Genomic DNA, 21039 nt, shown 5'->3' on the forward strand with positions numbered 1-21039 from the left:
AGTCAGGTCATGTCGAATCGCAGAGCCCTCGTCACAGGTGCAACTGGCTATATCGGTGGTCGACTAGTTCCACGCTTGCTCGATGCTGGATTCACTGTCCGAGTACTGGTTCGCAATGCCGACAAGCTCAAAGATGTGCCCTGGCGTTCTAAGGTGGACATCGTCGAAGGCGATCTGCTGGATGCCGACATCGTGAACACTGCCTGCGCAGATATCGATGTGCTGTACTACCTCGTCCATGCGATGGGACAAAAGGGTGACTTCGAAACCAAAGAGCTCATTGGTGCCCGAAACGTCGCAGTCGCTGCCAAGGCCAACAAGCTTTCCCGCATCGTCTATCTGGGTGGTCTCCACCCCGCCACAGGGGAGCTTTCCAAGCACCTGCGATCCAGAGCCGAGGTGGGCGAAATCCTCCTGGAATCGGGCGTTCCCACTGTTGCCCTGCAAGCAGGAGTGATCATCGGTTCAGGTTCCACCAGTTTTGAGATGATTCGCCACCTCACGGATGTCCTTCCGGTGATGACCGCCCCCAAGTGGGTCGGAAACCTTATCCAGCCCATTGCTGTGCGAGACGTCATGTATTACCTGATCAAAGCGGCAGATCTCCCAGCGAGTGTGAACCGAACACTCGACATCGGTGGGCCAGAGGTTCTCAAGTACTCGGAAATGATGAATGGCTATGCCGTTGAAGCGGGCATGAAAGAACGGGCCATTCTTCGATTGCCCGTTCTAACTCCCTATCTGGCAAGCCAGTGGGTAAATCTCGTCACCCCGATTCCTCGTGCGCTCGCCGTGCCCATCATTGCCTCTCTGCAACACGACTGTGTGATGAATGAACATGACGTGGACGAGATCATTCCTCCACCTGCCGAAGGACTGTTGCCTTATCGCACGGCAGTGCATCTTGCCCTCGGCAAGATGCAAGAAGGAGATCTAGAAACCAGCTGGCAAAACTCCAGCGTGGACGGTGCTCCCAGTGATCCACTCCCCAGCGACCCTGAATGGGCTGGTCACCGGGTCTATCTCGATCTCAAGGAACGTGACTGTGATGCCCCTGCTGAGGACCTTTGGGCCATCATCGAGGGCATTGGTGGTGACAATGGCTGGTATTCACTTCCCATTGCGTGGGCTGCCCGAGGATTCGCGGACAAGCTCGTTGGCGGCGTGGGTCTTCGACGCGGTCGCAGCAATCCAGAAAAGCTCCGTGTGGGTGAAGCAGTGGACTGGTGGCGCGTGGAGCGCATTGACCATGGCAACTTCCTCCGGCTTCGTGCCGAGATGAAGGTTCCGGGCTTGGCCTGGTTAGAACTGACCGCGGATGCCCTGCCTGATGGCACCTCTCACTACACTCAGCGGGCCATCTTCTTCCCTCGAGGATTGGGTGGGCGCCTGTACTGGCTGTCGATTCTTCCCGCCCACGGCATCATCTTTAATGGCATGGCTAAGCGCATCACTGAGGCAGCCCACGAGCGTTATCTGAAGCGAACTCAGAGTGTTTAAAACTCTGGGCTGGTGCATAACTCGTTCATAGTGTCCTCATAGCTTCGTTCTGCATTGTGTAATTACCGGCCACAAGGTCAGAGCTCATAACGAACGTAAGGAGGCATGCAGATGCCAAAGAACGACAACAACGACAACCTCGACAACGCAGAGGCAACTCAGACTCCTGCTGAGTACACCCCCGAAGCTGCAGCAGAGGAAACTGAAGAAACAGTTACCCCCATCACCGATGCTCGATCCAAGCGTCGCCTCGGTACCGGAGCCATCATCGGCATCTCGGCAGCCAGCGTTGCCCTGCTTGCCGGTGTATTCGGCGGCGGCATGGCAGTCGCGAACGTCATCGGTCACGGTGGAGCTCCTGCACTCGGCCTTGCTGGACAGGGTCCTGCTCAAGGTCACATGGGTGATGGTGATGGCGATGGCGATGGTCCTCACGGCAAGCCAGGTCACGGCCCTAAGGGTGGCATGGCTGGCGCGCCACAGGGTGGACTCGAGGCTGATGGTTCTATGCCGGGCAACGTTCCTCACAAGCACGATGCCAACGGTAACGACATCATTCCTGAGGGTTACCCCACCACTACACCTAGTACCACCCCCAGCACCACTACGAACTAAGTAGTTCTTTATCCATCAGTGTCGTCCCAACCGGGGCGGCATTGATGCGTTAAGCGGGAATACACTGGAGTGAAACAACGTTTAAGTCGAGTGAGGAATGAGGTTGCTATGGTAAACCAGACCACATCGACAATTGTCTTGGGTGTTGAGGGGATGACCTGCTCAAGCTGCGTTGCCCGGGTTGAGAAAAGCTTGAATGAACTCCCCGGTGTGACAGCTGCCGTGAACCTCGCGATGCACAGCGCAAAGGTTGAATACCCCTCGACGGTTAGTGAAGAACAGTTGGTGCAACAGGTCGAGAAGATCGGTTACACCGCCACACTTCCTCACCACGAAGTAGTTGAAGACGAGGTTCTTCTCGACGGCCGTGCCGGAAAAGTCACTCTGCTCGAGCGTTTGGTGATTGCCATTGTGCTTTCGGTTCCCGTCATTGTTTTGGGCATGGTTCCTGCCTGGCAATTCACCTACTGGCAGTGGATTTCTTTGCTGTTGACCACTCCTGTGGTGTTCTGGTGCGGTTTGCCTTTCCACCGAGCGACTTTTTTGAATCTTCGCCACGGCACCCTCACCATGGACACGCTCATCACCATGGGCACGTTCGCTGCCTATGGCTGGTCGGTCTATGCCCTGTTCTTTGGTGCTGCCGGTGATCCCCACATGCACCACACCATGGAGTTTTTTGCGTGGCAGGCAGACCCCACCCTCAATATTTATTTCGAAGCTGCTGCCGGTGTGACCACATTCCTCCTGCTCGGACGCTATCTCGAAGAGAAGTCTCAACGCAGTGCAGGTGCTGCACTGCGCGCACTGGGTGAGCTCAAGGCAACCGAGGCAACGCGGATTGTCGACGGCGTGGAAGAGAGAATTCCTGCTTCTGAACTTCGTGTGGGGGAGCTTTTTGTAGTTCGCCCCGGTGAAATCATTGCCACCGATGGTGTGGTGGTGGAAGGTCAAGCTGCCGTTAATGAGAGCGCATTGACGGGGGAAAGCTTGCCGGTTGAAGTGGTCGCAGAATCACGCGTCACTGGTTCCACGATTGTCCTGGATGGCCGACTTGTTGTTCGTGCAACCCAGGTGGGGCAGAACACTCGCATTGCCCAACTTGCTGCACTCGTGGAGGATGCCCAACTTCACAAGGCAGCGGTACAAAAGCTTGCAGATCGAATCTCTGCTGTGTTTGTGCCCATTGTGATCGGCATTGCGGTCGTCACGATTATGGGGTGGGCAATAGCTGGAGCGCCTCTTGCCGTGGGTTTCACGGCAGCAATCGCTGTTTTGGTTATTGCATGCCCGTGTGCTTTGGGGTTGGCAACGCCTGTAGCTCTCATGGTGGGAACCGGCCGTGCCGCACAGATGGGCATCATTATTTCTGGTCCCGATGCCATTGAGAGCTCTTCACACATTCGCACGGTTGTTCTCGACAAGACCGGAACAGTGACCACGGGCCACATGAGTGTGAGCGAAGTGTTCATTACTGGCGCTGAGGAAGATGCGGCACTGCTGCGCATTGCCGCACTGGAAGCTGGTTCAGAGCACCCCATAGCCCGAGCAATCCTCTCCTATGTCACAGACCATGCGGGGGCTTCGCTTCCTGTAGTTACTGACTTTCGCTCAGTTGCCGGGCAGGGCGTGCAGGGAGTTATTGAGGGAGTGAGAATTGCTGTGGGCACGACAGCGTGGATGGACTCTCACGGTTTCTCGCTCTCGGAAGAAAATGAAACTCAACTAGTTGCCGCTCGAGCCGGGGGAGCCACTGCAATTCTCGCGGGTTGGGATTCTCAGGTTCGCGCGATCATTGCGGTGGCAGACACCATCAAGGAAGACTCTGCTGAAGCAATAATCAGACTCGTTGAGCTCGGTCTTGAACCCATTTTGCTCACCGGTGATCATGAAGAAGCTGCTCACGCGATTGCCCAGAAAGTCGGCATCTCTCGCGTGATTGCCGGAGCAAGTCCCGAAAGCAAGGTAGAGGTCGTCAAGGCTCTGCAGGCTGATGGGAAGCAGGTTGCAATGGTGGGAGATGGCGTCAACGACGCCGCTGCCTTGGCTCAGGCAAACCTTGGTATTGCGATGGGAACCGGAACCGATGTGGCCATTGCAGCAAGTGACCTCACCTTGGTTCGTGGCACCCTCTCCGCGGCAGTAGATGCCCTGGAGCTTTCGCGCAAAACACTGCGCATTATTCACGGCAACCTGTTCTGGGCTTTTGCCTATAACGTCGCCGCAATACCCCTTGCTGCACTAGGTTTCTTGAACCCCATGTTGGCGGGAGCTGCCATGGCATTCTCGAGTTTGTTCGTTGTGCTCAATTCACTGCGTCTTCGCAGATTCGCACGCTAGATTGAATTAAGCGCAATAAGCACTACCTCGCCGGCTGTGAAGTCGACCTGACTTATCCAGAATTGGCGACAATGACACTCAGCTCTACCCTTGGTCCTCTCCGCTCAACAGAGCCGAAAGATCCCAACCGTAAGCCTCTGACCAGCTCATATGCAGCGCTCATGAAAGCTGTGACCCAAGCTGGCTTGATGCGCAAGCGTCCCGCGTTCTACATCACCTTGTTTGTAGGGCTTTCTCTCGCTCTGGGTGGTTTGATTACCGGGTTTGTGCTGATCGGTGACTCCTGGTTCCAGCTGTTGATTGCTGCTGGTTTGGGTATTTTGCTGACTCAGTTTGCTTTCATTACCCACGAAGCCTCCCACCGTCAGGTGTTTGCCTCGGGAAAGCTCAATGACTGGAGCGGTCGCATTCTGGCTACCGCCGTGGTCGGTATTTCTTATGCCTGGTGGATGAATAAGCACACCAAGCACCACATCAACCCCAACACCGTGGGCAAAGACCCTGATATCGAGTGGGACACCGTCTCGTTTCAGGAAGTGGATGCGGTCAAGCAGAAGGGTTTCCTGCGTTGGATTACCCAGCGTCAGGGGTATCTCTTCTTCCCACTGCTCACCCTCGAGGGAATCAACCTGCACTTCCGTTCGATCCTGACTCTGTTCCAGAAGGAGCGTCTTGAGGGTCGTGCCGTCGAACTGACTCTCATTGCTCTGCGATTGAGTGCCTACGTTGCCGTGATCTTCCTCTTCTTGCCTCTCGGTATGGCCTTTGCTTTCTTAGGTGTTCAACTCGCTGTCTTTGGTGTCTACATGGGAGCATCATTTGCCCCTAACCACAAGGGCATGCCGATGATTCCTAAAGAGAACCGCGTGGACTTCATGACCAAGCAGGTGCTGACCTCTCGCAACATCAAGGGTGCAGGCGCTACCGCGTTTATGGGTGGGTTGAACTACCAGATCGAGCACCACTTGTTCCCCAGCATGGCTCGCCCACACCTGCGCAAGGCACGTCTCATTGTGAAGCAGCACTGTGCAACCGAGGGTGTTCCTTACACAGAGACCACGCTGATGCGCTCCTACGGCATCGTCATCGCCTACCTGAACAAAGTCGGCTTGGCAGCGCGCGATCCGTTCGATTGTCCTGAAGCCGACCGTATGCGTCGTCGCTAGACTTTTTACATGGCAAAAAAGCAAGCAGAACCTGAGCTCATTCGTCCCGGCATCGTGCCTGGACTTGCAGGTGTCGCAGCGATGTTTATTGGTATGGGTGTCTACGGTTCCGACTGGTACATCACCATCTTGTTCGTGGTGAGCATCTTGGCCGCCATCCTTTCGGTGTTCTCGTGGCAGTGGGCTGATCCTAAGAAGTGGGTCTTCCTTCCACTGTTCTTGTTGATCGCTATTTTTTGGAATCCCATCGTTCGACTGACAGACGGCATCACTCCGGGAATTCAGTGGTGGATGCTTCTCCAGACCGGAGCGGCTGCCGTATTCTTCCTCGGAGGATTCCTGATTAAGACCCCTGCTCCGAAGTAGTAGACTAAATCCGCACCACAACCTTCGTTTCTACTGTCGCCGGCGCTAACGCGTGATGCGCGAGGTACCTTCTGGGGGAGGTGCAGTTTGGGGCATGACACAAGCACTGCTTGTTTGTGATGTCATCGTTTCTTTAGTCATGGAGACCAAGTGGCCCGTACCGGCACTCGTCGTAACACCCTCGATAACTCGGGGCTCATTCCTATCCTCGCCCGCAAGGTGCGCGAGGTGGAGGCAAAAGCTCAGACCGGCAAGAAGGTTGGTCCTACCAACCGCACCAAGTTCCAGGTCATCGCATTCCTCGTGCGTGAAGAGCGTGCACGCGTCAAAGGTGACGCGTCACTGACAGATGCTTCACGTGCTGAACAGCTCAAGCGTCTTGATGGTGTTGCCACCATCCTGGCCAAGACGGCAGCTCGTGACACTTCACTGATTCAGCTTCTTGAAGTTGACCACGCAACCAGTCCTGTGGCGCAAAAAATGCGCCGTGACTGGCTGGTTGAATCCGGTGCTGAGATCAACCCTGAAGACCTCATCATCACTACCGAACAGGCAAAGCCTGTTCAGGAGTTCGCTCCCGAACTTGCTGAGAAGCAGGTTCTGCCTCTTTCAGTCAAGGCACGTCTGAAGTCGACTCCCTTCTTAGAACCAGACTTCAGCAAGCCAGCGACCGGTTCTATCCCCGTGATGCGCCTGTCGAACTGGGAGCTGTTGGGTCCTTTGTTCAAGTCCTTTGAAACCGGTGCTGGTGGTGGCTCGGCATGCATGAACATGCCCGCTGTTCCCAAGTTTGACCGCTACTCACCTCAGGGTCGCGAGCTCATGCCACACCAGATTCGCTTCATTGAGAGCGTGCGCGAAGGTCACCGCACCTTCCTGCTGGCAGATGAGCCTGGTCTGGGTAAGACTGCACAGTCTCTCATTGCAGCATCCGTTGCCAACGCGTTCCCTCTTCTGGCCATCGTTCCCAACGTGGTGAAGATGAACTGGGCTCGTGAAGTTGAGCGCTGGATTCCTGGCCGCAAGGCAACCGTCATTCACGGTGACGGTACGGACGTGGACGCCTTCGCCGACGTGTTCATCGTCAATTACGAAGTTCTGGACCGCCACCTGTCCTGGATTGGCCAGATGGGCTTCAAGGGCATGGTTGTTGATGAAGCGCACTTCATCAAGAACCTCACCTCGCAGCGCTCCAAGCACGTACTGGCATTGGCAGACCGCATCGTCGCGCGCACGCCTGGTCACAACCCACTTCGTATTGCCCTGACAGGTACACCGCTGATCAACGACATTGATGACTTCCGCGCTATCTGGAAGTTCCTGGGGTGGATTGACGGCGAGAAGCCTTCGGCTGAACTCACCGCCAAGCTGGAGGCTATTGGTCTCACCCCTGCAGATCAAGGCTTCTATGCCTCTGCCCGCGACACCGTGGTGTCGATGGGTATTGTTCGTCGCCGCAAGATTGACGTGGCCAAGGATCTTCCTGCCAAGCGCGTGGTGGATCTTCCCGTTGAGCTCGACGACGAACTGGGTAACTCCATCAAGGCTGCCGAAGCAGAGCTGGCTAAGCGCCTGCTCGAGCGTTACAACCGCTTCACCGTATCCGGTAATTTCCGTGGTTCCACCACGGAACTTATCCGCATGGTTGCGCAGCAGGAACTCGATGAGTCCAAGGGCCAGAAGACCGGAGAGAACGTCTTCACCATGGTTCGCAAGATTGGTCAGGCAAAAGCGGGACTTGCTTCCGACTACGCAGCACAGCTTGCTCGTTCGGTGGGCAAGGTTGTCTTCTTCGCTAAGCACATTGACGTCATGGACGCCGCAGAGCGCGCCTTTGCCGCCCAGGGCATCAAGTCCGTCTCCATCCGTGGTGACCAGAGCACCTCTGCTCGCCAGGATGCCATTGACGCCTTCAATAAGGACGAGTCAGTTCAGGTTGCGGTTTGTTCGCTCACCGCAGCTGGTGTTGGTTTGAACCTGCAAGCATCTTCCAACGTGGTGTTGGCGGAACTGTCCTGGACCTCTGCCGAGCAGACCCAGGCCATTGACCGTGTTCACCGTATTGGTCAGGAAATGCCAGTTACGGCATGGCGCATTATTGCCGCCCAGACCATTGACGCGAAGATCGCTGAGCTCATAGACAGCAAGCGTGGTCTTGCAGCCCGTGCACTCGAGGGTGAAGAGATTGAAGCAGGCTCGCAGGATTCCATCCAGCTCGATGCTCTGGTTCACATTCTTACTCGTGCAATCTCTACGCAGTACGCATAGCCTGTAACCATGAACGAGTGGCTCACCGCTGCAGGCGCAGGCCTGCTTGCCGGTGGTGCTCTGTTTGTGGGCGCACTCATCGCATGGTTCGTTAACGTTCCTGCACGTGTCGTGGCCAGCATCATGGCTTTTGGCGCCGGTGTGCTGATTTCGGCACTGGCCTTTGACCTGGTTGGCGAAGCCATGGCGGAATCGGGATTAGTACCCACCGTGTCAGGCTTTGCCGTGGGCGCCATTGTCTATGTGGGCGTCAACATTTTGCTCGATGCCCGGGATGCCCGTAATCGCCGAGGATCTGCCGAAGGCCCAGGAACAGGAACCGGTATTGCTGTGGGTGCACTCCTCGACGGTGTGCCTGAATCCATGGTGTTGGGTTTGTCCATGCTCGGCGGGCAGGGAGTGAGTATCCCTATTCTCACCGCTGTCATCATCTCGAACTTGCCGGAGGGCCTCTCCAGCACAGCAGAGCTCAAGGCGGCGGGACGCAAGCCCCGCTTTGTCTTCTTGCTGTGGGGCGGCATTGCCCTTGCAGCGGCTATCTCCAGCCTCTTGGGTTTCACCATCTTGGCGGATGCTCCCGTGGAGCTCACCGGGTTCATCACGTCACTCGCGGCGGGCGCCATGCTGGCCATGATTTGCGACACCATGATTCCCGATGCCTTCCGCAAAGCACACAACTACACGGGGTTGCTAGCAACCTTGGGTTTCTTGGTGAGCTTTGTTATTCACCAGCTGGCCTAGGAGTTAGTGCTCGTCCCAGAATGTGGCGAGCAGTTGTGCTGAGGCATGAGTGCGATCTGCATGTGCTGAGTGACCCGCGTTGGCGATCACCCAATAGTCGGCACCGAGCTGCTCTGCCATGACGCGCTGCATCTCGATAGGCCAGGCATCATCATTGGCACCATGAGAGACAAGAACAGGTATGCCTGTGCGGGAAAGCTCGAGGGTGCGGTCAACTTGATCAATCAAAATGTTGATACCAGCTTCTAGCTGGGCAGGGTTCGTGCTCATCAGGCGGTCGTAGTAGTACTGCTCAATGACGTTGAGCTCACCCTTGAGATCTGCTTCGGGATCGTTTCCGGTTGCCAACTGGTTTCCGACAAAGTAGGCACGGGGCCCGTGCTCTATAAGACCAGCGCGTTGCTCCAGGAGGTCTCGACCCATGTTGCGCGGACCGCTGTTCCACATGGTCAAGCTGGCAAAGGGGGAGTGGTCTTGAAGAACTGCCTCGATGGACACAACACCACCGAAGCTGTGGCCCAAGAGATGTACGTGAGTGCCTAGACCGAGTTTCTGGATGACTTCGTGAATGTCCTGGCCTAAACGTGGAAGTTCGTAGCCAGCTGTGTCGTCAGGCCCTTCCGACAGGCACTGACCGCGCTGAGAGAAAGTGACGACCTTATAGCCACGCTCAGAGAGGGGCTGTAGTAAACCATTGAAGGTGTCTGCTGAGCTGGTGTAGCCAGGAATAAGCAGAGCGGTTCCCACGTGTTCACCCACGGGTTCAATCGAGATGGTCGCGAGTTTATAGCCATCAATCTCAACGTGGCCTCGCACAGCTCGTTCAGGGATTTGTAAATCGAGAGAAATTCCATTGGCTTCAAGTTCTGTGCCGTTTGGTGGTAGCTGTGCGCTCATACCTTCATGTTACGACGGGAGTCCATGCACCGCTGTGGTTCAATGCACAGAGTAGAAGAGTTCGAAGGTTCAACGAGTTATCGAGGGTTCTCGACTGTGTAGTAGACATTTATGTTTATTTCTCTTACGTGGATACAGTTGCCCAATCTGCTCGCTTTCAGTGAGCATAAGGAAAGACGACATTTTTCTCATTTCATCCAGAAAAGGTTCATGTGGATCCTCTATTCGTCGTCGTGCTCGTTGTAGCACTCGCGCTTTTCTTTGACTTCACCAACGGTTTCCATGACACCGCAAACGCAATGGCAACCCCTATTGCAACTGGTGCGCTCAAGCCTCGTACCGCTGTTCTCATTGCAGCGGTGTTGAACCTTGTAGGTGCATTCCTTTCCACTGCGGTGGCAAAGACCATCTCAGTTGATCTCATTAATGAAGACGTCACCATCAAGGTGGAAATGATTTTTGCCGGTTTGTGTGGTGCGATCTTGTGGAACCTCACCACGTGGATCTTGGGATTGCCCTCCTCTTCGTCACACGCACTCTTTGGTGGACTGATTGGTGCGGCTATCGCTAGTGCTGGTTTCGATGCGGTCAACTTCATCAAGGTTGTGGAGAAGGTCATCCTTCCTTCCCTCTTCGCCCCTGTGATTGCTGGTGTGGCTGCCTACCTGGCTACCAAGCTTGCCTACATCATTACTGCGCGTTCGCAGGCAGAGCGTGCTCGTACTGGAATCGGTACAGGACGTTCACGCTTCCGCACCGGACAGATCTTCTCGTCCACGCTGGTTGCGCTTTCGCACGGTACTAACGATGCTCAGAAGACCATGGGTGTGATCACGTTGGTTCTTATCACCGCTGGTGTGCTCGGGAAAGACAGTGGCGTTCCGCTATGGGTCATGATTGCAGCAGCTCTTGCTATTGCACTCGGCACCTACATGGGTGGATGGCGCATCATCAAGACCATGGGAACTGGGCTTTCTGAAATTAAGCCAGCCCAAGGTCTTGCCGCCGAAACCGCAACCGGTGTCACCATCTTGGCCTCGACCAACCTTGGTTTTGCTCTCTCGACAACTCAGGTTGCGTCAGGATCTGTTATTGGTGCAGGCCTGGGCCGTAAGGGTGGAACTGTCCGCTGGAACAAGGCAAGCCACGTCGTTGGCGCATGGTTCCTCACCCTCCCTGCTGCTGCCATCGTTGGAGCGTTCGCGGCATGGATTGCAGGAACGGGTCCCTTCGGAATCTTGGTTGACGCAGTTCTCGTTACCGGTGTCATCATCGCGTTGTTCCAGATAAGCAAGCGCAATGCCGTTACCCACACCAACGTCCTCTCTGAGGTCGAGGGTGCGAGCGAAATCGTGGAAACTCCTGCACAGCGTCGCCGTGCAGAGAAGGCCGCCAAGCTCGCTGCAAAGAAGGCTGCCGAAAAGGCCGCCAAGCAAGCTAAGAAGAACAAGAAGGGCAAGAACTAATGACTATCGCTTGGGATGCATTCTTATCCGTTGTTCTCACCTCGATTGGTGGCGCAGCCGTCATCGTGTCGCTGTATTCACTCGGCGTTCGTTTCGTCACTGATGCAGAGCTGCTTGCCCCCAAGGCAGCACAGGGTGATGGTTCTGCTGTGCGCAAGGAATCTTTCTTCCGCAGTGTTGCCTACATCTGCTTCACGCTCTGCGCTATTGCGGTTCTGTATGAGGTCTACTTGATCATTCCGTTCTTCCACAAGTAGGACGAACCCCCAGCAGAACCCCTCACGAAAGTGAGGGGTTCTGTCGCTTAACCCCATATGTGGTGGTGTAATAGCAGAAAATTCACTTCAAGTAGTGGTTAAGACTTTCCGACGAAAAACTCTAGGCAAACTCTCAGGCGCGGTAGTCTCAACAACGTAGTTCCCTTACCCCTACTCAAAAAGGAGATCGGTTTGTCGTCGTCGACCACCGAGAAGCCCAAGTCTGGCTTCGCAGCAACACTCGATCGCTACTTCGAAATTACCAAGCGTGGTTCCACCATTGGTACGGAGTTCCGTGGCGGTCTCGTCATCTTCATGACGATGGTTTACATCATCATCTTGAACCCCATCATCTTGGCTTTCAGCCCCGACGTAAACGGCAACGTTATCGGCGGCGGTGCAGCTGACGCATTCGAATTTGCACCACAGGCAATTGCTTCGGCAACTGCACTTGCTGCAGGTCTGATGACCATCGCATTCGGTTTCGTTGCACGTCTGCCATTCGCAATTGCAGCTGGTCTGGGTATCAACTCATTCCTCGCCGTAACACTGGTCAAGGACGTCACCTGGCAGGAGGCCATGGGCCTCGTCGTCATCGACGGAATCATCATCCTCATCCTCGCGGTCACTGGTCTTCGCACCATGATCTTCACCGCAGTTCCTGCTGCGCTGAAGACCGCGATCACCGTGGGTATTGGTCTCTTCATTGCATTCATCGGTCTTGTTGACGGTGGCCTTGTTCGTCGCACTGACGTTGGTCCTGTTCCTGTTGGACTCGGTGTTGGCACCGACCACGGAATTGGTCTCCCCACCACCATCTTCATCATTGGTGTTCTCACCATCGGTGTTCTGATGGCGCTGCGCATTCGTGCAGCAATCTTGATCGGTCTGGTCTCGACCACCGTTATCGCCATCATTGCGGAAGCACTCTTCCCCGTAGGCGGCAAGTTCGTCAACGGTGAGTTCGTGACCCCCTTCGGTTGGGACACCACCATTCCTGGTCTGCCTACCAGCATCTTTGCTGTGCCTGACTTCTCCACCATCGGTGAAGTAAGCCTCTTCGGTTCCTTCGAGCGCATCGGTGCTCTCGCAGCAATCATGCTCGTGTTCACCCTCGTGTTCTCGAACTTCTTCGACGCAATGGGCACCATGACCGGTCTGTCCAAGCAGGCTGGCCTTGCTGATAAGGACGGTAACTTCCCACGTCTGAAGTCCGCACTGGTTGTTGAAGGTGCTGGTGCTGTTGTTGGTGGTTTCACCTCGACCTCATCCAACACCGTCTACATCGAGTCTGCTTCCGGTATCGCCGGTGGTGCACGTACCGGTCTGGCCAACATCGTTACCGGTGTTCTGTTCCTGGTTGCAATGTTCTTCGCACCTTTGACCTCTGTAGTCCCCATCGAGGTTGGTGCTTCGGCACTGGTCATCGTGGGTGCACTCATGATGTCTCAGGTTGTTGACATCGACTGGAAGGACTGGAGCATCTCGTTCCCTGCCTTCCTGACCATCATCATGATGCCTTTCACCTACTCGATCGCAAACGGTATCGGTATCGGCTTCATCACCTGGGTAGTCATCCGCGCATTCGCAGGTAAGGGTAAGGAAATTCACCCCATCCTCTGGATTGTTGCAGCTGGATTCGTGCTCTACTTCGTATCAGCACCTCTTACTGCTGCTCTCGGCGGCTAGTAAAGAACCACTCGCACAAGCGGGAGTGCCTTCGGGCTCTCCCGCTTGTCGTTTAAGTGGATGTGGATAACTCAGGAACCACTCCACGCATATTGAGTAGGTTTCCTCACATGCGTGCGAAACCTCTCATTGCCATCCCGCTGATAGCCGTTGCTCTGGCGGGCTGTTCGGCTCAAACACCTACTCCCCAAGAAACGACAGCTGCACCTGAGCAGAAGCCCCTCTTTGCCACGGATGCAGAGGCCTTAGCTGCAGCAGAAGCCGCCTATGCAAACTATCTCGAGGTCTCAGACCAGATAGCGAGAGACGGTGGAGCTAATCCAGAGAGATTGAAGGGGTTGTTGAGTAGTGATCAATATCAAACTGAAGTTTCTTCATTTCAAAATTATGTAACCAAAGACATACATTCCTCCGGCCAGATGTCTTTTGATTCTTTACATATAGCCAGTTCTGATTCCGAGAATGTTTCCGCCTATCTTTGCCTGGATAGTTCACAAAGTCGGGTACTTGATTCCTCAGGAATTGACGTGACTCCTTCATCGAGGGAAGACCGGTGGCCATTATTTGTAACCTTTGAATCAAAAAATGGCACTCTAGTTATTTCCGGAAGTGAAACGTGGACCGGAACAAACTTCTGCTGAGTATTTTGGGCACGTCTTTCGTAGCACTTTCAATTGTGTTTTCATTTCCCAATCAAGCAATTGCTGCAACCTCATGTAGTTCAGCTGATCAGCGAATTGGCCTGTGCACTGGTGCCCAAACTTCCAATAACTCCGTAGATGTCTGGGCTCGATCAACTACTCCTGGTGGTTCGTCTTCTGTAGTCGTGCCTGCAGGTCGAAGTGGTGGTGGAACTCGCTCAACTAAACCCACGCCTTATTACGCAACAGGGACGATTGCATTCAATTGTTTGGCTCGGCAATCAACGATTGCTAGTTGCCGCAGAACGCCCGCTCCGCCAGCCCCAGCACCAGTGAACTACGCCCCGGTTACTTTGACGGATCTGGCCAATTTCGTTCCTCGGTCGGCATCTCTCACCTCACAGCCTCGGGGCTGGACCGTGGTGAATTTGAACACGAACTTTATTGCCGGAGCATCAACCCATGTGGTGGGCGGTTCGTTGTTTGGCCAATCTGCAGAGGTTCGCTTTACCCCGCATGCATATGACTGGAACTACGGTGATGGAGGTACTCAATCAACTGCTGTTTCTGGAGCACGGTGGGATGCTCTTGGATTACGCGAGTTCTCTGCCACTCCAACAAGTCACATCTATGCCAGTGAAGGAAGTTTCACCACTTCTGTTTCTGTTCGCTATGGCGTGGAATACCGCGTGGGCGGGGGAGCGTGGATCCCAGTTTCAGGAGAAGTCTCGAGTTCTGCGACCACGACGGTGGTGATTGTGGAAGGTGCTGACACTGTGTTGGCGGCTAGGGACTGTAATAAATCTCGAAGTAGTCAGAGCTGCAACTAAGTCACTTCGGCTAGCGTGGGAGGGTGACTAATCAGACCACCTCTCCTCGCGTTGTTGAGGTGATGAACACATTGAATGCGCTGGGCAATCCAGTGATTGCTGCGCATTCTCAGCGTTACTTCAAAACAGGTCCTGGAGAGTACGGCGAGGGCGATGTCTTTATCGGTATACGTGTTCCTGTCACGAGAACCGTTGTTCGCCAATTCAAAGACTTGAGTACTCCCGAGATTGTGGAGTTGGCTCAATCAACTGTTCATGAACACCGTTTGAGTGCGTTGCTGATTCTCACGAGTCAGTTCACACGCGCCAAGACAGTTCAGCAGCGGGCAGAGCTGTTCGAGATCTTGTTGATGCTGGTCTCCAGTGGTCACGTCAATAACTGGGACCTCGTAGATTCTTCTGCTCCCTATATCGGCGCTTATCTCCTGGAGATGCCTGACTACAGTGATCTCCTTCTTGCTCTTGCTCAGTCGGAAGATCTGTGGGAACGCCGGACAGCTGTGATGCTCACAGCGGCGTTGATTCGTGCAGGTATTTATCAACCCACACTTGAGCTATGTGAGCTACTCATGACAGACACACATGACCTCATTCACAAGGCCACTGGCTGGATGCTCCGCGTGGTGGGGGATCAAGACATCGCTGTACTACGAGGGTTCTTAGATACGTATTCGGCAACAATGCCCCGCACTATGTTGCGATACGCGATTGAACATTTAGACAAGCCTGAACGGGACCACTATCTGAAGCAGAAGTCGCTGTTAGCCTGAACAGGCACTCTTTTAGCCCTATGAGAAAACACTCAGATAACGTTCAGCCTTCTCATAGCATTCACATAGATTCATTTGGAAAGCTAAAGGTGCTTGAAAGGAGCTTCTCGAATGGTTGAGAACAACGACAAAGGAATTCCCGAGTACTACTTCCCACCCGTGGGTGAGTCCACTCCACCACCTGCAACACCTCCCGTTGCAGAGCAGGAAGTTCCCGAAACCTTCGTTGGTCCCGCTGCTGTTCAGGAGCGCAAGCAGAACAAGGTTGCCCCACTGGTTGCCGTGGCTGTTGCTGCCGCACTGGTTGGCGGTATCGCAGGTGCTGGTGTTGCCACCGTCATGGGTGGACAGAACGCAAACAACTCTGCTTCCAGCAATGTTCAGGGCATCACCATCAACAACACCGAAGAAGTCTCAACCGTAACTGCGGTTGCGGCGAAAGCTTCGCCCAGCGTCGTCACCATTTCTGTGACAGGTGCTGCCGGAGGTGGCTCAGGTTCAGGTGTGATCTTGAACAAAGAAGGCTATGTCCTCACCAATAACCACGTCGTAACTCTGGATGGTGCAGATAGCAACGCCACGATCACTGTCCAGGACAATGACGGGAACATTTACCCCGCATCCATCGTGGGAACAGACCCAACAGTAGATATGGCTGTGCTCAAGATTGAGGGAGAGGGAGTCTTCACGCCCATCGAATGGGCTGACTCCAGCAAACTCAACGTGGGAGACCTCACCATCGCGATGGGTGCACCGCTCGGACTTGCCGGAACGGTCACCACCGGTATCGTTTCAGCACTCAATCGATCCATTCAGGTTGCAAGCTCTGCTGTGCCAGACTCATCGGGCTCTGACTCAGACTCTGGCAGTGGAGATAGCTCCAACCCGTTCAACTTCGACTTTGGTCAAGGTCAAACACAGACTCAATCTCAGAGCGCCTCGATTTCTATCCCTGTCATCCAGACAGACGCCGCTATCAACCCTGGTAACTCTGGTGGAGCGCTCCTGGACTCGAAGGGTCGCTTGATCGGTATCAACGTGGCGATTGCCAGTGCTGGATCCTCCGACGGACAGTCCGGAAGCATTGGTGTGGGCTTTGCCCTCCCTTCCAACCTGGCCAAGCGTGTCTCGGCTGAGCTGATCGAAAACCAGAAGGCTTCACATGGTCTCTTGGGTGCCCAGGTATCTGATGCGGCATCAAAGGATGGCAGCACTGCAGTTGGTGCCTACATCGAGAAGGCTGTTGAGGGTGGCGCTGCCGCTCAAGCTGGTATCAAGGATGGCGACATCGTGGTTCGGTTCAATGGTGTTCGCATCACAGATGCCAATGACCTCACCGCTCAGGTTCGCACCGCAGCTGGTGGTTCTGAAGCAACAGTTGTGGTCAATCGCGACGGTAAGCAGCAGACAATCAAGGTTCAGCTCGGCACCCTCAAGTAACGGGGGAAAGGGCCTGTTCTTGGTAACCTAGAACTCGGCCTTCTACTCAAGGACCCCATGTCTGCTCTCGGCTCTGCGCCAATTCCAGCAACGCCCTTACCCGGCGTCTCTTATGTGATGCCTGTCCTCAACGAGGTCACTCACATTCGTGCTGCGGTGGCGAGCTTGCTGGAGCAGGACTATGCCGGCCCCATGGAAGTCACTCTGGCACTGGGGCCGAGTACGGACGGCACAAATGATTTAGTTGCACAGATGTGTGCCGAGGATCCTCGGATTCACTCCGTCGACAACCCTGCTGCGGCAACGCCGGTGGGAATGAACTTAGCCATCATGGCATCGAGCTTTCCCATTGTCATCCGCGTGGATGCCCACTCTGTGCTGCCCAAGGACTACGCCAGTATTGCTGTGGAGACGCTTCTACGCACCCAAGCAGACAACGTGGGTGGCATCATGGATGCCCAAGGAACCACACCTTTTGAGCGCGCCGTTGCTCGGGCATATGACACCAAGGTGGGCTTGGGTGGAACTCCCTTCCACGTGGGAGGCAAGGAAGGCCCTGTGGACACTGTCTATCTCGGTGTCTTCAACCGTGAGAGCCTTCTCAAGGTCGGCATGTTCAACGAAGAGATTCGTCGCGGACAGGACTGGGAACTCAACCGACGCATTCGTGACGCTGGCGGACTGGTCTGGTTCACTCCCAAGCTCAAGGTTGTTTACCGTCCACGCACCTCAGTGAAAGCACTTGTGAAGCAGATGTATTCCACTGGTCTTTGGCGAGGAGAACTCTCTCGTCGCTTTGGTAGTGGTCTGCGTTACTTCGTGCCGCCCATGATGGTGGTGGCGACCGCACTCGGAATTCTTGCCGGTGTGCTGGGATTCACTCTCGGGTGGGTTGTTCCTGCTGTGTATGTGGCATTCGTTCTGGTGTCGACCGTGGTTTATGGTCGCGGCATGGGCGCCAAGGGACTCGGGTGGTTTCCTCTCGTCCTTCCCTGTATTCACTTCGCATGGGGTGTAGGTTTCATCATGAGTTACACCAGACTCACCTCAAACATTGCTGGCAAGAGCGGAAGGTAAGACGTGGAGAAACCCACCTCTCTCGCTCAACTGCGTGAAGTAACCCAGCCACCTGAGGTGCGCACCCGCGCCAACGCAGAACACTGGGTAGCTCACCTCTACCTGCGTGATCTTTCTCCCTATGTCACCTGGGTATTGCTCAAAACCCCTATCTCGGCCAATGGTGTGACCGGGATCATGATTCTCACCGGCTGGGCAACTGCAGCTGCCTTGCTCATCCCCGGCATCTGGGGCCCTGTTCTTGCTCTGATTTTGGGGCAGCTGCAAATGCTCATCGACTGCTGCGATGGAGAAGTTGCCCGCTGGCGCAAAACGAAGAGCCCTGCCGGGCACTTCCTCGATGCCGTAGGTCACTACACAACCGAAGCATTAATTCCTCTTGCTCTGGGTCTGCGTGCTGCCGGTTTTGCCGACAATTCACGACCCATTGACTGGATGTGGGTTGCCCTCGGTGCATTCCTGGCCATCGTGATCATTTTGAACAAGGTTCTCAACGATCTTGTTCGTGTCGCACGTGCCATGTCTGATTTGCCCAAGTTGGCAGATGCCAAGGGAGCGAACGCGCCACGCCCCGGCATGGTTGCCAAACTGCGTCGCTTGGCTCGCTTCGTTCCCTTCCACCGTATTTATCACTCGGTGGAGCTGACCATCATCGCTTTTGTCGCGGCAGTCATTGGTCTGGCAGTAGGAGAACTTCAGATCAGCCAGGTCCTTGTTGCCGTGTTGCTGCCGTTGTCCGTCCTAGCCATCATTGGTCACTTTGTTGCGATCATGACGAGCTCACGTGTCCGGGCTGCTTAGTTCCACTGAATTCGGCGTTCGACCTCGAGTGGGCGTCGTCGTGCTCACCATGGGACAGCGACCTGAAGAACTGACTCGTGCGATCAGGAGTGTGCTGGCGCAGCAGCTTGTCATTCTCGACATTGTTGTCGTGGGGAATGGCTGGCGTCCCGAGTTTTTACCTGCCGGGGTTCGCGGTCTTCACCTGGAAGAGAATCTTGGCATCCCCGCCGGCCGCAATGCTGGTGCTGCCAGGGTCTCAGGGGAATACATATTCTTCCTCGATGACGATGCAGAGCTAGCAGATCCGCTCTTTCTCGCAGAGGGAATCAAGAAGCTCGAAGCTGATTCTTCACTTGGTCTGATACAGCCCCGCATTACCGATCCCAGCGGGAAAGAAACCCCACGTCGCTGGATTCCCCGCCTGCGCAAGGGTGAGGCAACTGTTTCGAGCTATGTCTTCTCCGTGCTAGAAGCCGCTGTTTTGATGCCTACCCGCGTTTTTGAAGACATCGGTGGCTGGGGAGATCCCTACTTCTATGCTCATGAAGGCATTGAGCTGGCTTGGCGCGTCTGGAATGCAGGCAAAACCGTCTGGTATGCAGGGGACATGGTGGTTCACCACCCTGTTACGACGCCCACACGTCATGCGACGTATTACCGTCTCAATGCACGCAATCGTGTCTGGTTGGCCAAGCGAAACCTGCCACTGATCTTGATTCCGTTTTATGTGCTCTCGTGGACAGGAGTTCAACTTGTGCGCTCCGTCCGCAATAGAGGTGCAGGACTTGGCTCCTGGTTCTCCGGTTGGTTAGAGGGTTGGCGAGAAAACCCTGGCGGTCGCGTGGCCATGAGATGGCTCACGGTTTATCGCATGACCAAGGCTGGTCGTTTCCCGATTCTGTAGTCGTCTTCGACTCATTCTTCGCAAGTTAGGCTAATTTCATGGGTTTGATTCAAGATGCACGTTCGGCAACCAGCCTTCTCTCGAAGGCCTTGCAGGGTCGTCTGCGCCGCAAAGAACTTGCCCGCAAATTAGCTGAGCACCCTCTTCCAGGGCACAACTTCAAAGTAGGCGTCTACTTTGCTGATGGTGAAGTCAACCTCTACCAAGTGCGCCAGTGGTACAAACCACTCGAAGAGCTTTCGAAGACCTGGCCTGTTGTCATCCTGAGCCGCAACACGTTGGGTGCTCTCAAACTGCTCGATGAATCCCCCGTTCCCGTGGCGTATGTGCGCACGGTGGTGGATTTGGAAGAGTTCATCGCTGATCAAGATCTTCACGTCATTCTGTATGTCAACCAGAATGCTCGAAACTTCCAAATGTTTAGATACGGCCAGCGTTGGCACGTGTTTATCAACCACGGTGAATCCGACAAGATGTACATGACCACTAACCAGTTCAAGGCGTATGACTACAGCCTGATTGCCGGAGACGCGGCTCGTGAACGCCTAGGCCGAGTGCTCTGGGATTACGACTTTGAGAAGCGGGCAATTCCTATCGGTCGCCCCCAGGCGGACCACTACACCGGAACAGTTCCCTTTGAACCAGATGACCGGGAAGTGGTCCTGTATGCCCCCACCTGGGAGGGAGACCGACCAGCAGCGGCCTATGGCTCGGTGGAGACCCACGGACTCACACTCGTTGAAGCACTCATTGCAACCGGGCGTCACCGCGTGATTTATCGCCCGCACCCTCGAAGTGGTGCAGTTGACTTCGATTATGGTCAGGCCAATGACCAAATCAAAGCGTTGTTACGCCGAGCAAATGCGCACGATCCTTCGGCCAAGCACATCGTGGATGAGGGTGCAGAGTTGGGCTGGCAGCTCTCGGTGGCAGATATGGCGATCGTGGATATCTCGGCCATGGTTTATGACCGTCTCGCTGCAGGGAAGCCCCTGATCATTACTCGCCCGGTCAATCCTGAGGCAGAGATCGACGAGTGTGGCTATCTCAGTGACTGTGAATGGCTCTATGCAGACAAGGCTGGCGAAATCGTGGCTCAAATAGACGCAATCGAACACGATCCTGAAGCACAGGCACGCCTATCAAGATGGTGCAAGCACTACTTCGGAGATATCACCCCTGGTGTTCCCACCCAGCGCTTCCATGCTGCCATCCAGCACTTGATGGATGAGTGGGACAAGAACGCCGCACTTCACGCTGCTGACTGATCCTCAATCGCGCTACTTCGG

At 55.0% G+C, this 21039-nt stretch carries 19 protein-coding genes; 18 read left to right on the forward strand and 1 reads right to left on the reverse strand.

Annotated elements, in window-relative coordinates; all coding sequences use genetic code 11:
- Positions 1-9: 9 nt before the first annotated feature.
- The 7 genes from AURMO_RS02560 (at position 10) to AURMO_RS02590 (ending at position 8996) form a co-directional block, all read left to right on the forward strand.
- The gene (locus AURMO_RS02560; protein WP_110233011.1) at positions 10-1500 is read left to right on the forward strand and encodes an SDR family oxidoreductase; all 1491 of its coding nucleotides are present in this window, start codon (positions 10-12) and stop codon (positions 1498-1500) included.
- A gap of 105 nt (positions 1501-1605) precedes the next feature.
- The gene (locus AURMO_RS02565; RefSeq protein ID WP_110233012.1) at positions 1606-2115 is read left to right on the forward strand and encodes a hypothetical protein; all 510 of its coding nucleotides are present in this window, start codon (positions 1606-1608) and stop codon (positions 2113-2115) included.
- Positions 2116-2223: 108 nt separating this feature from the next.
- Positions 2224-4455 (forward strand): heavy metal translocating P-type ATPase, encoded by a 2232-nt coding sequence (locus tag AURMO_RS02570; protein WP_110233013.1) that lies wholly within the window; start codon positions 2224-2226, stop codon positions 4453-4455.
- A gap of 71 nt (positions 4456-4526) precedes the next feature.
- The gene (locus tag AURMO_RS02575) at positions 4527-5621 is read left to right on the forward strand and encodes a fatty acid desaturase family protein (protein WP_110233014.1); all 1095 of its coding nucleotides are present in this window, start codon (positions 4527-4529) and stop codon (positions 5619-5621) included.
- A gap of 9 nt (positions 5622-5630) precedes the next feature.
- Positions 5631-5987 (forward strand): hypothetical protein, encoded by a 357-nt coding sequence (locus AURMO_RS02580; RefSeq protein ID WP_110233015.1) that lies wholly within the window; start codon positions 5631-5633, stop codon positions 5985-5987.
- A 150-nt stretch (positions 5988-6137) separates the two neighbouring features.
- Positions 6138-8255: a DEAD/DEAH box helicase gene (locus AURMO_RS02585; protein ID WP_110233016.1), complete on the forward strand. Its 2118-nt coding sequence runs from the start codon at positions 6138-6140 to the stop codon at positions 8253-8255.
- Positions 8256-8264: 9 nt separating this feature from the next.
- Positions 8265-8996 (forward strand): ZIP family metal transporter, encoded by a 732-nt coding sequence (locus AURMO_RS02590; protein ID WP_110233017.1) that lies wholly within the window; start codon positions 8265-8267, stop codon positions 8994-8996.
- Between the two features lie 3 nt (positions 8997-8999).
- Here the strand turns inward: AURMO_RS02590 and AURMO_RS02595 are convergent, their stop codons facing one another.
- Positions 9000-9893 (reverse strand): alpha/beta fold hydrolase, encoded by an 894-nt coding sequence (locus AURMO_RS02595; protein WP_110233018.1) that lies wholly within the window; start codon positions 9891-9893, stop codon positions 9000-9002.
- 212 nt (positions 9894-10105) lie between these two features.
- On the opposite strand from AURMO_RS02595, the gene AURMO_RS02600 reads away from it, so the two are divergent.
- The 11 genes from AURMO_RS02600 (at position 10106) to AURMO_RS02645 (ending at position 21018) form a co-directional block, all read left to right on the forward strand.
- On the forward strand, positions 10106-11359 hold the full coding sequence (locus tag AURMO_RS02600) for an inorganic phosphate transporter (protein WP_110233019.1): 1254 nt from the start codon (positions 10106-10108) through the stop codon (positions 11357-11359).
- Positions 11359-11616 carry a hypothetical protein gene (locus tag AURMO_RS02605; RefSeq protein ID WP_110233020.1) on the forward strand — a complete coding sequence of 86 codons (258 nt, stop codon included), beginning with the start codon at positions 11359-11361 and terminating at the stop codon, positions 11614-11616. The genes AURMO_RS02600 and AURMO_RS02605 overlap by 1 nt, the downstream gene beginning before the upstream one ends.
- 192 nt (positions 11617-11808) lie before the next feature.
- Complete coding sequence (locus AURMO_RS02610) at positions 11809-13305, forward strand: NCS2 family permease (protein WP_275425172.1); 1497 nt, start codon at positions 11809-11811, stop codon at positions 13303-13305.
- 110 nt (positions 13306-13415) lie between these two features.
- Positions 13416-13946, forward strand: coding sequence for a hypothetical protein (locus AURMO_RS08900; protein WP_162532652.1), 531 nt, complete (start codon positions 13416-13418; stop codon positions 13944-13946).
- Between the two features lie 419 nt (positions 13947-14365).
- Positions 14366-14776: a hypothetical protein gene (locus tag AURMO_RS02615; RefSeq protein ID WP_162532653.1), complete on the forward strand. Its 411-nt coding sequence runs from the start codon at positions 14366-14368 to the stop codon at positions 14774-14776.
- 23 nt (positions 14777-14799) lie between these two features.
- A complete protein-coding gene (locus tag AURMO_RS02620) occupies positions 14800-15546 on the forward strand; it encodes a DNA alkylation repair protein (protein WP_204163635.1) in 747 nt (248 codons plus the stop codon).
- Between the two features lie 111 nt (positions 15547-15657).
- Positions 15658-16986, forward strand: coding sequence for a S1C family serine protease (locus AURMO_RS02625; protein ID WP_110233023.1), 1329 nt, complete (start codon positions 15658-15660; stop codon positions 16984-16986).
- Between the two features lie 57 nt (positions 16987-17043).
- Entirely contained in the window at positions 17044-18063 is a 1020-nt protein-coding gene (locus tag AURMO_RS02630; RefSeq protein WP_110233024.1) for a glycosyltransferase family 2 protein, read from the forward strand.
- Positions 18064-18066: 3 nt separating this feature from the next.
- Entirely contained in the window at positions 18067-18864 is a 798-nt protein-coding gene (locus tag AURMO_RS02635; RefSeq protein WP_110233025.1) for a CDP-alcohol phosphatidyltransferase family protein, read from the forward strand.
- Positions 18865-18913: 49 nt separating this feature from the next.
- Positions 18914-19750, forward strand: a complete 837-nt coding sequence (locus AURMO_RS02640) for a glycosyltransferase family 2 protein (protein WP_110234848.1) — start codon at positions 18914-18916, stop codon at positions 19748-19750.
- Between the two features lie 38 nt (positions 19751-19788).
- On the forward strand, positions 19789-21018 hold the full coding sequence (locus AURMO_RS02645) for a hypothetical protein (RefSeq protein ID WP_110233026.1): 1230 nt from the start codon (positions 19789-19791) through the stop codon (positions 21016-21018).
- Positions 21019-21039 lie beyond the last annotated feature (21 nt).

The organism is Aurantimicrobium photophilum (assembly GCF_003194085.1).
Taxonomy (GTDB): Bacteria; Actinomycetota; Actinomycetes; order Actinomycetales; family Microbacteriaceae; genus Aurantimicrobium; species Aurantimicrobium photophilum.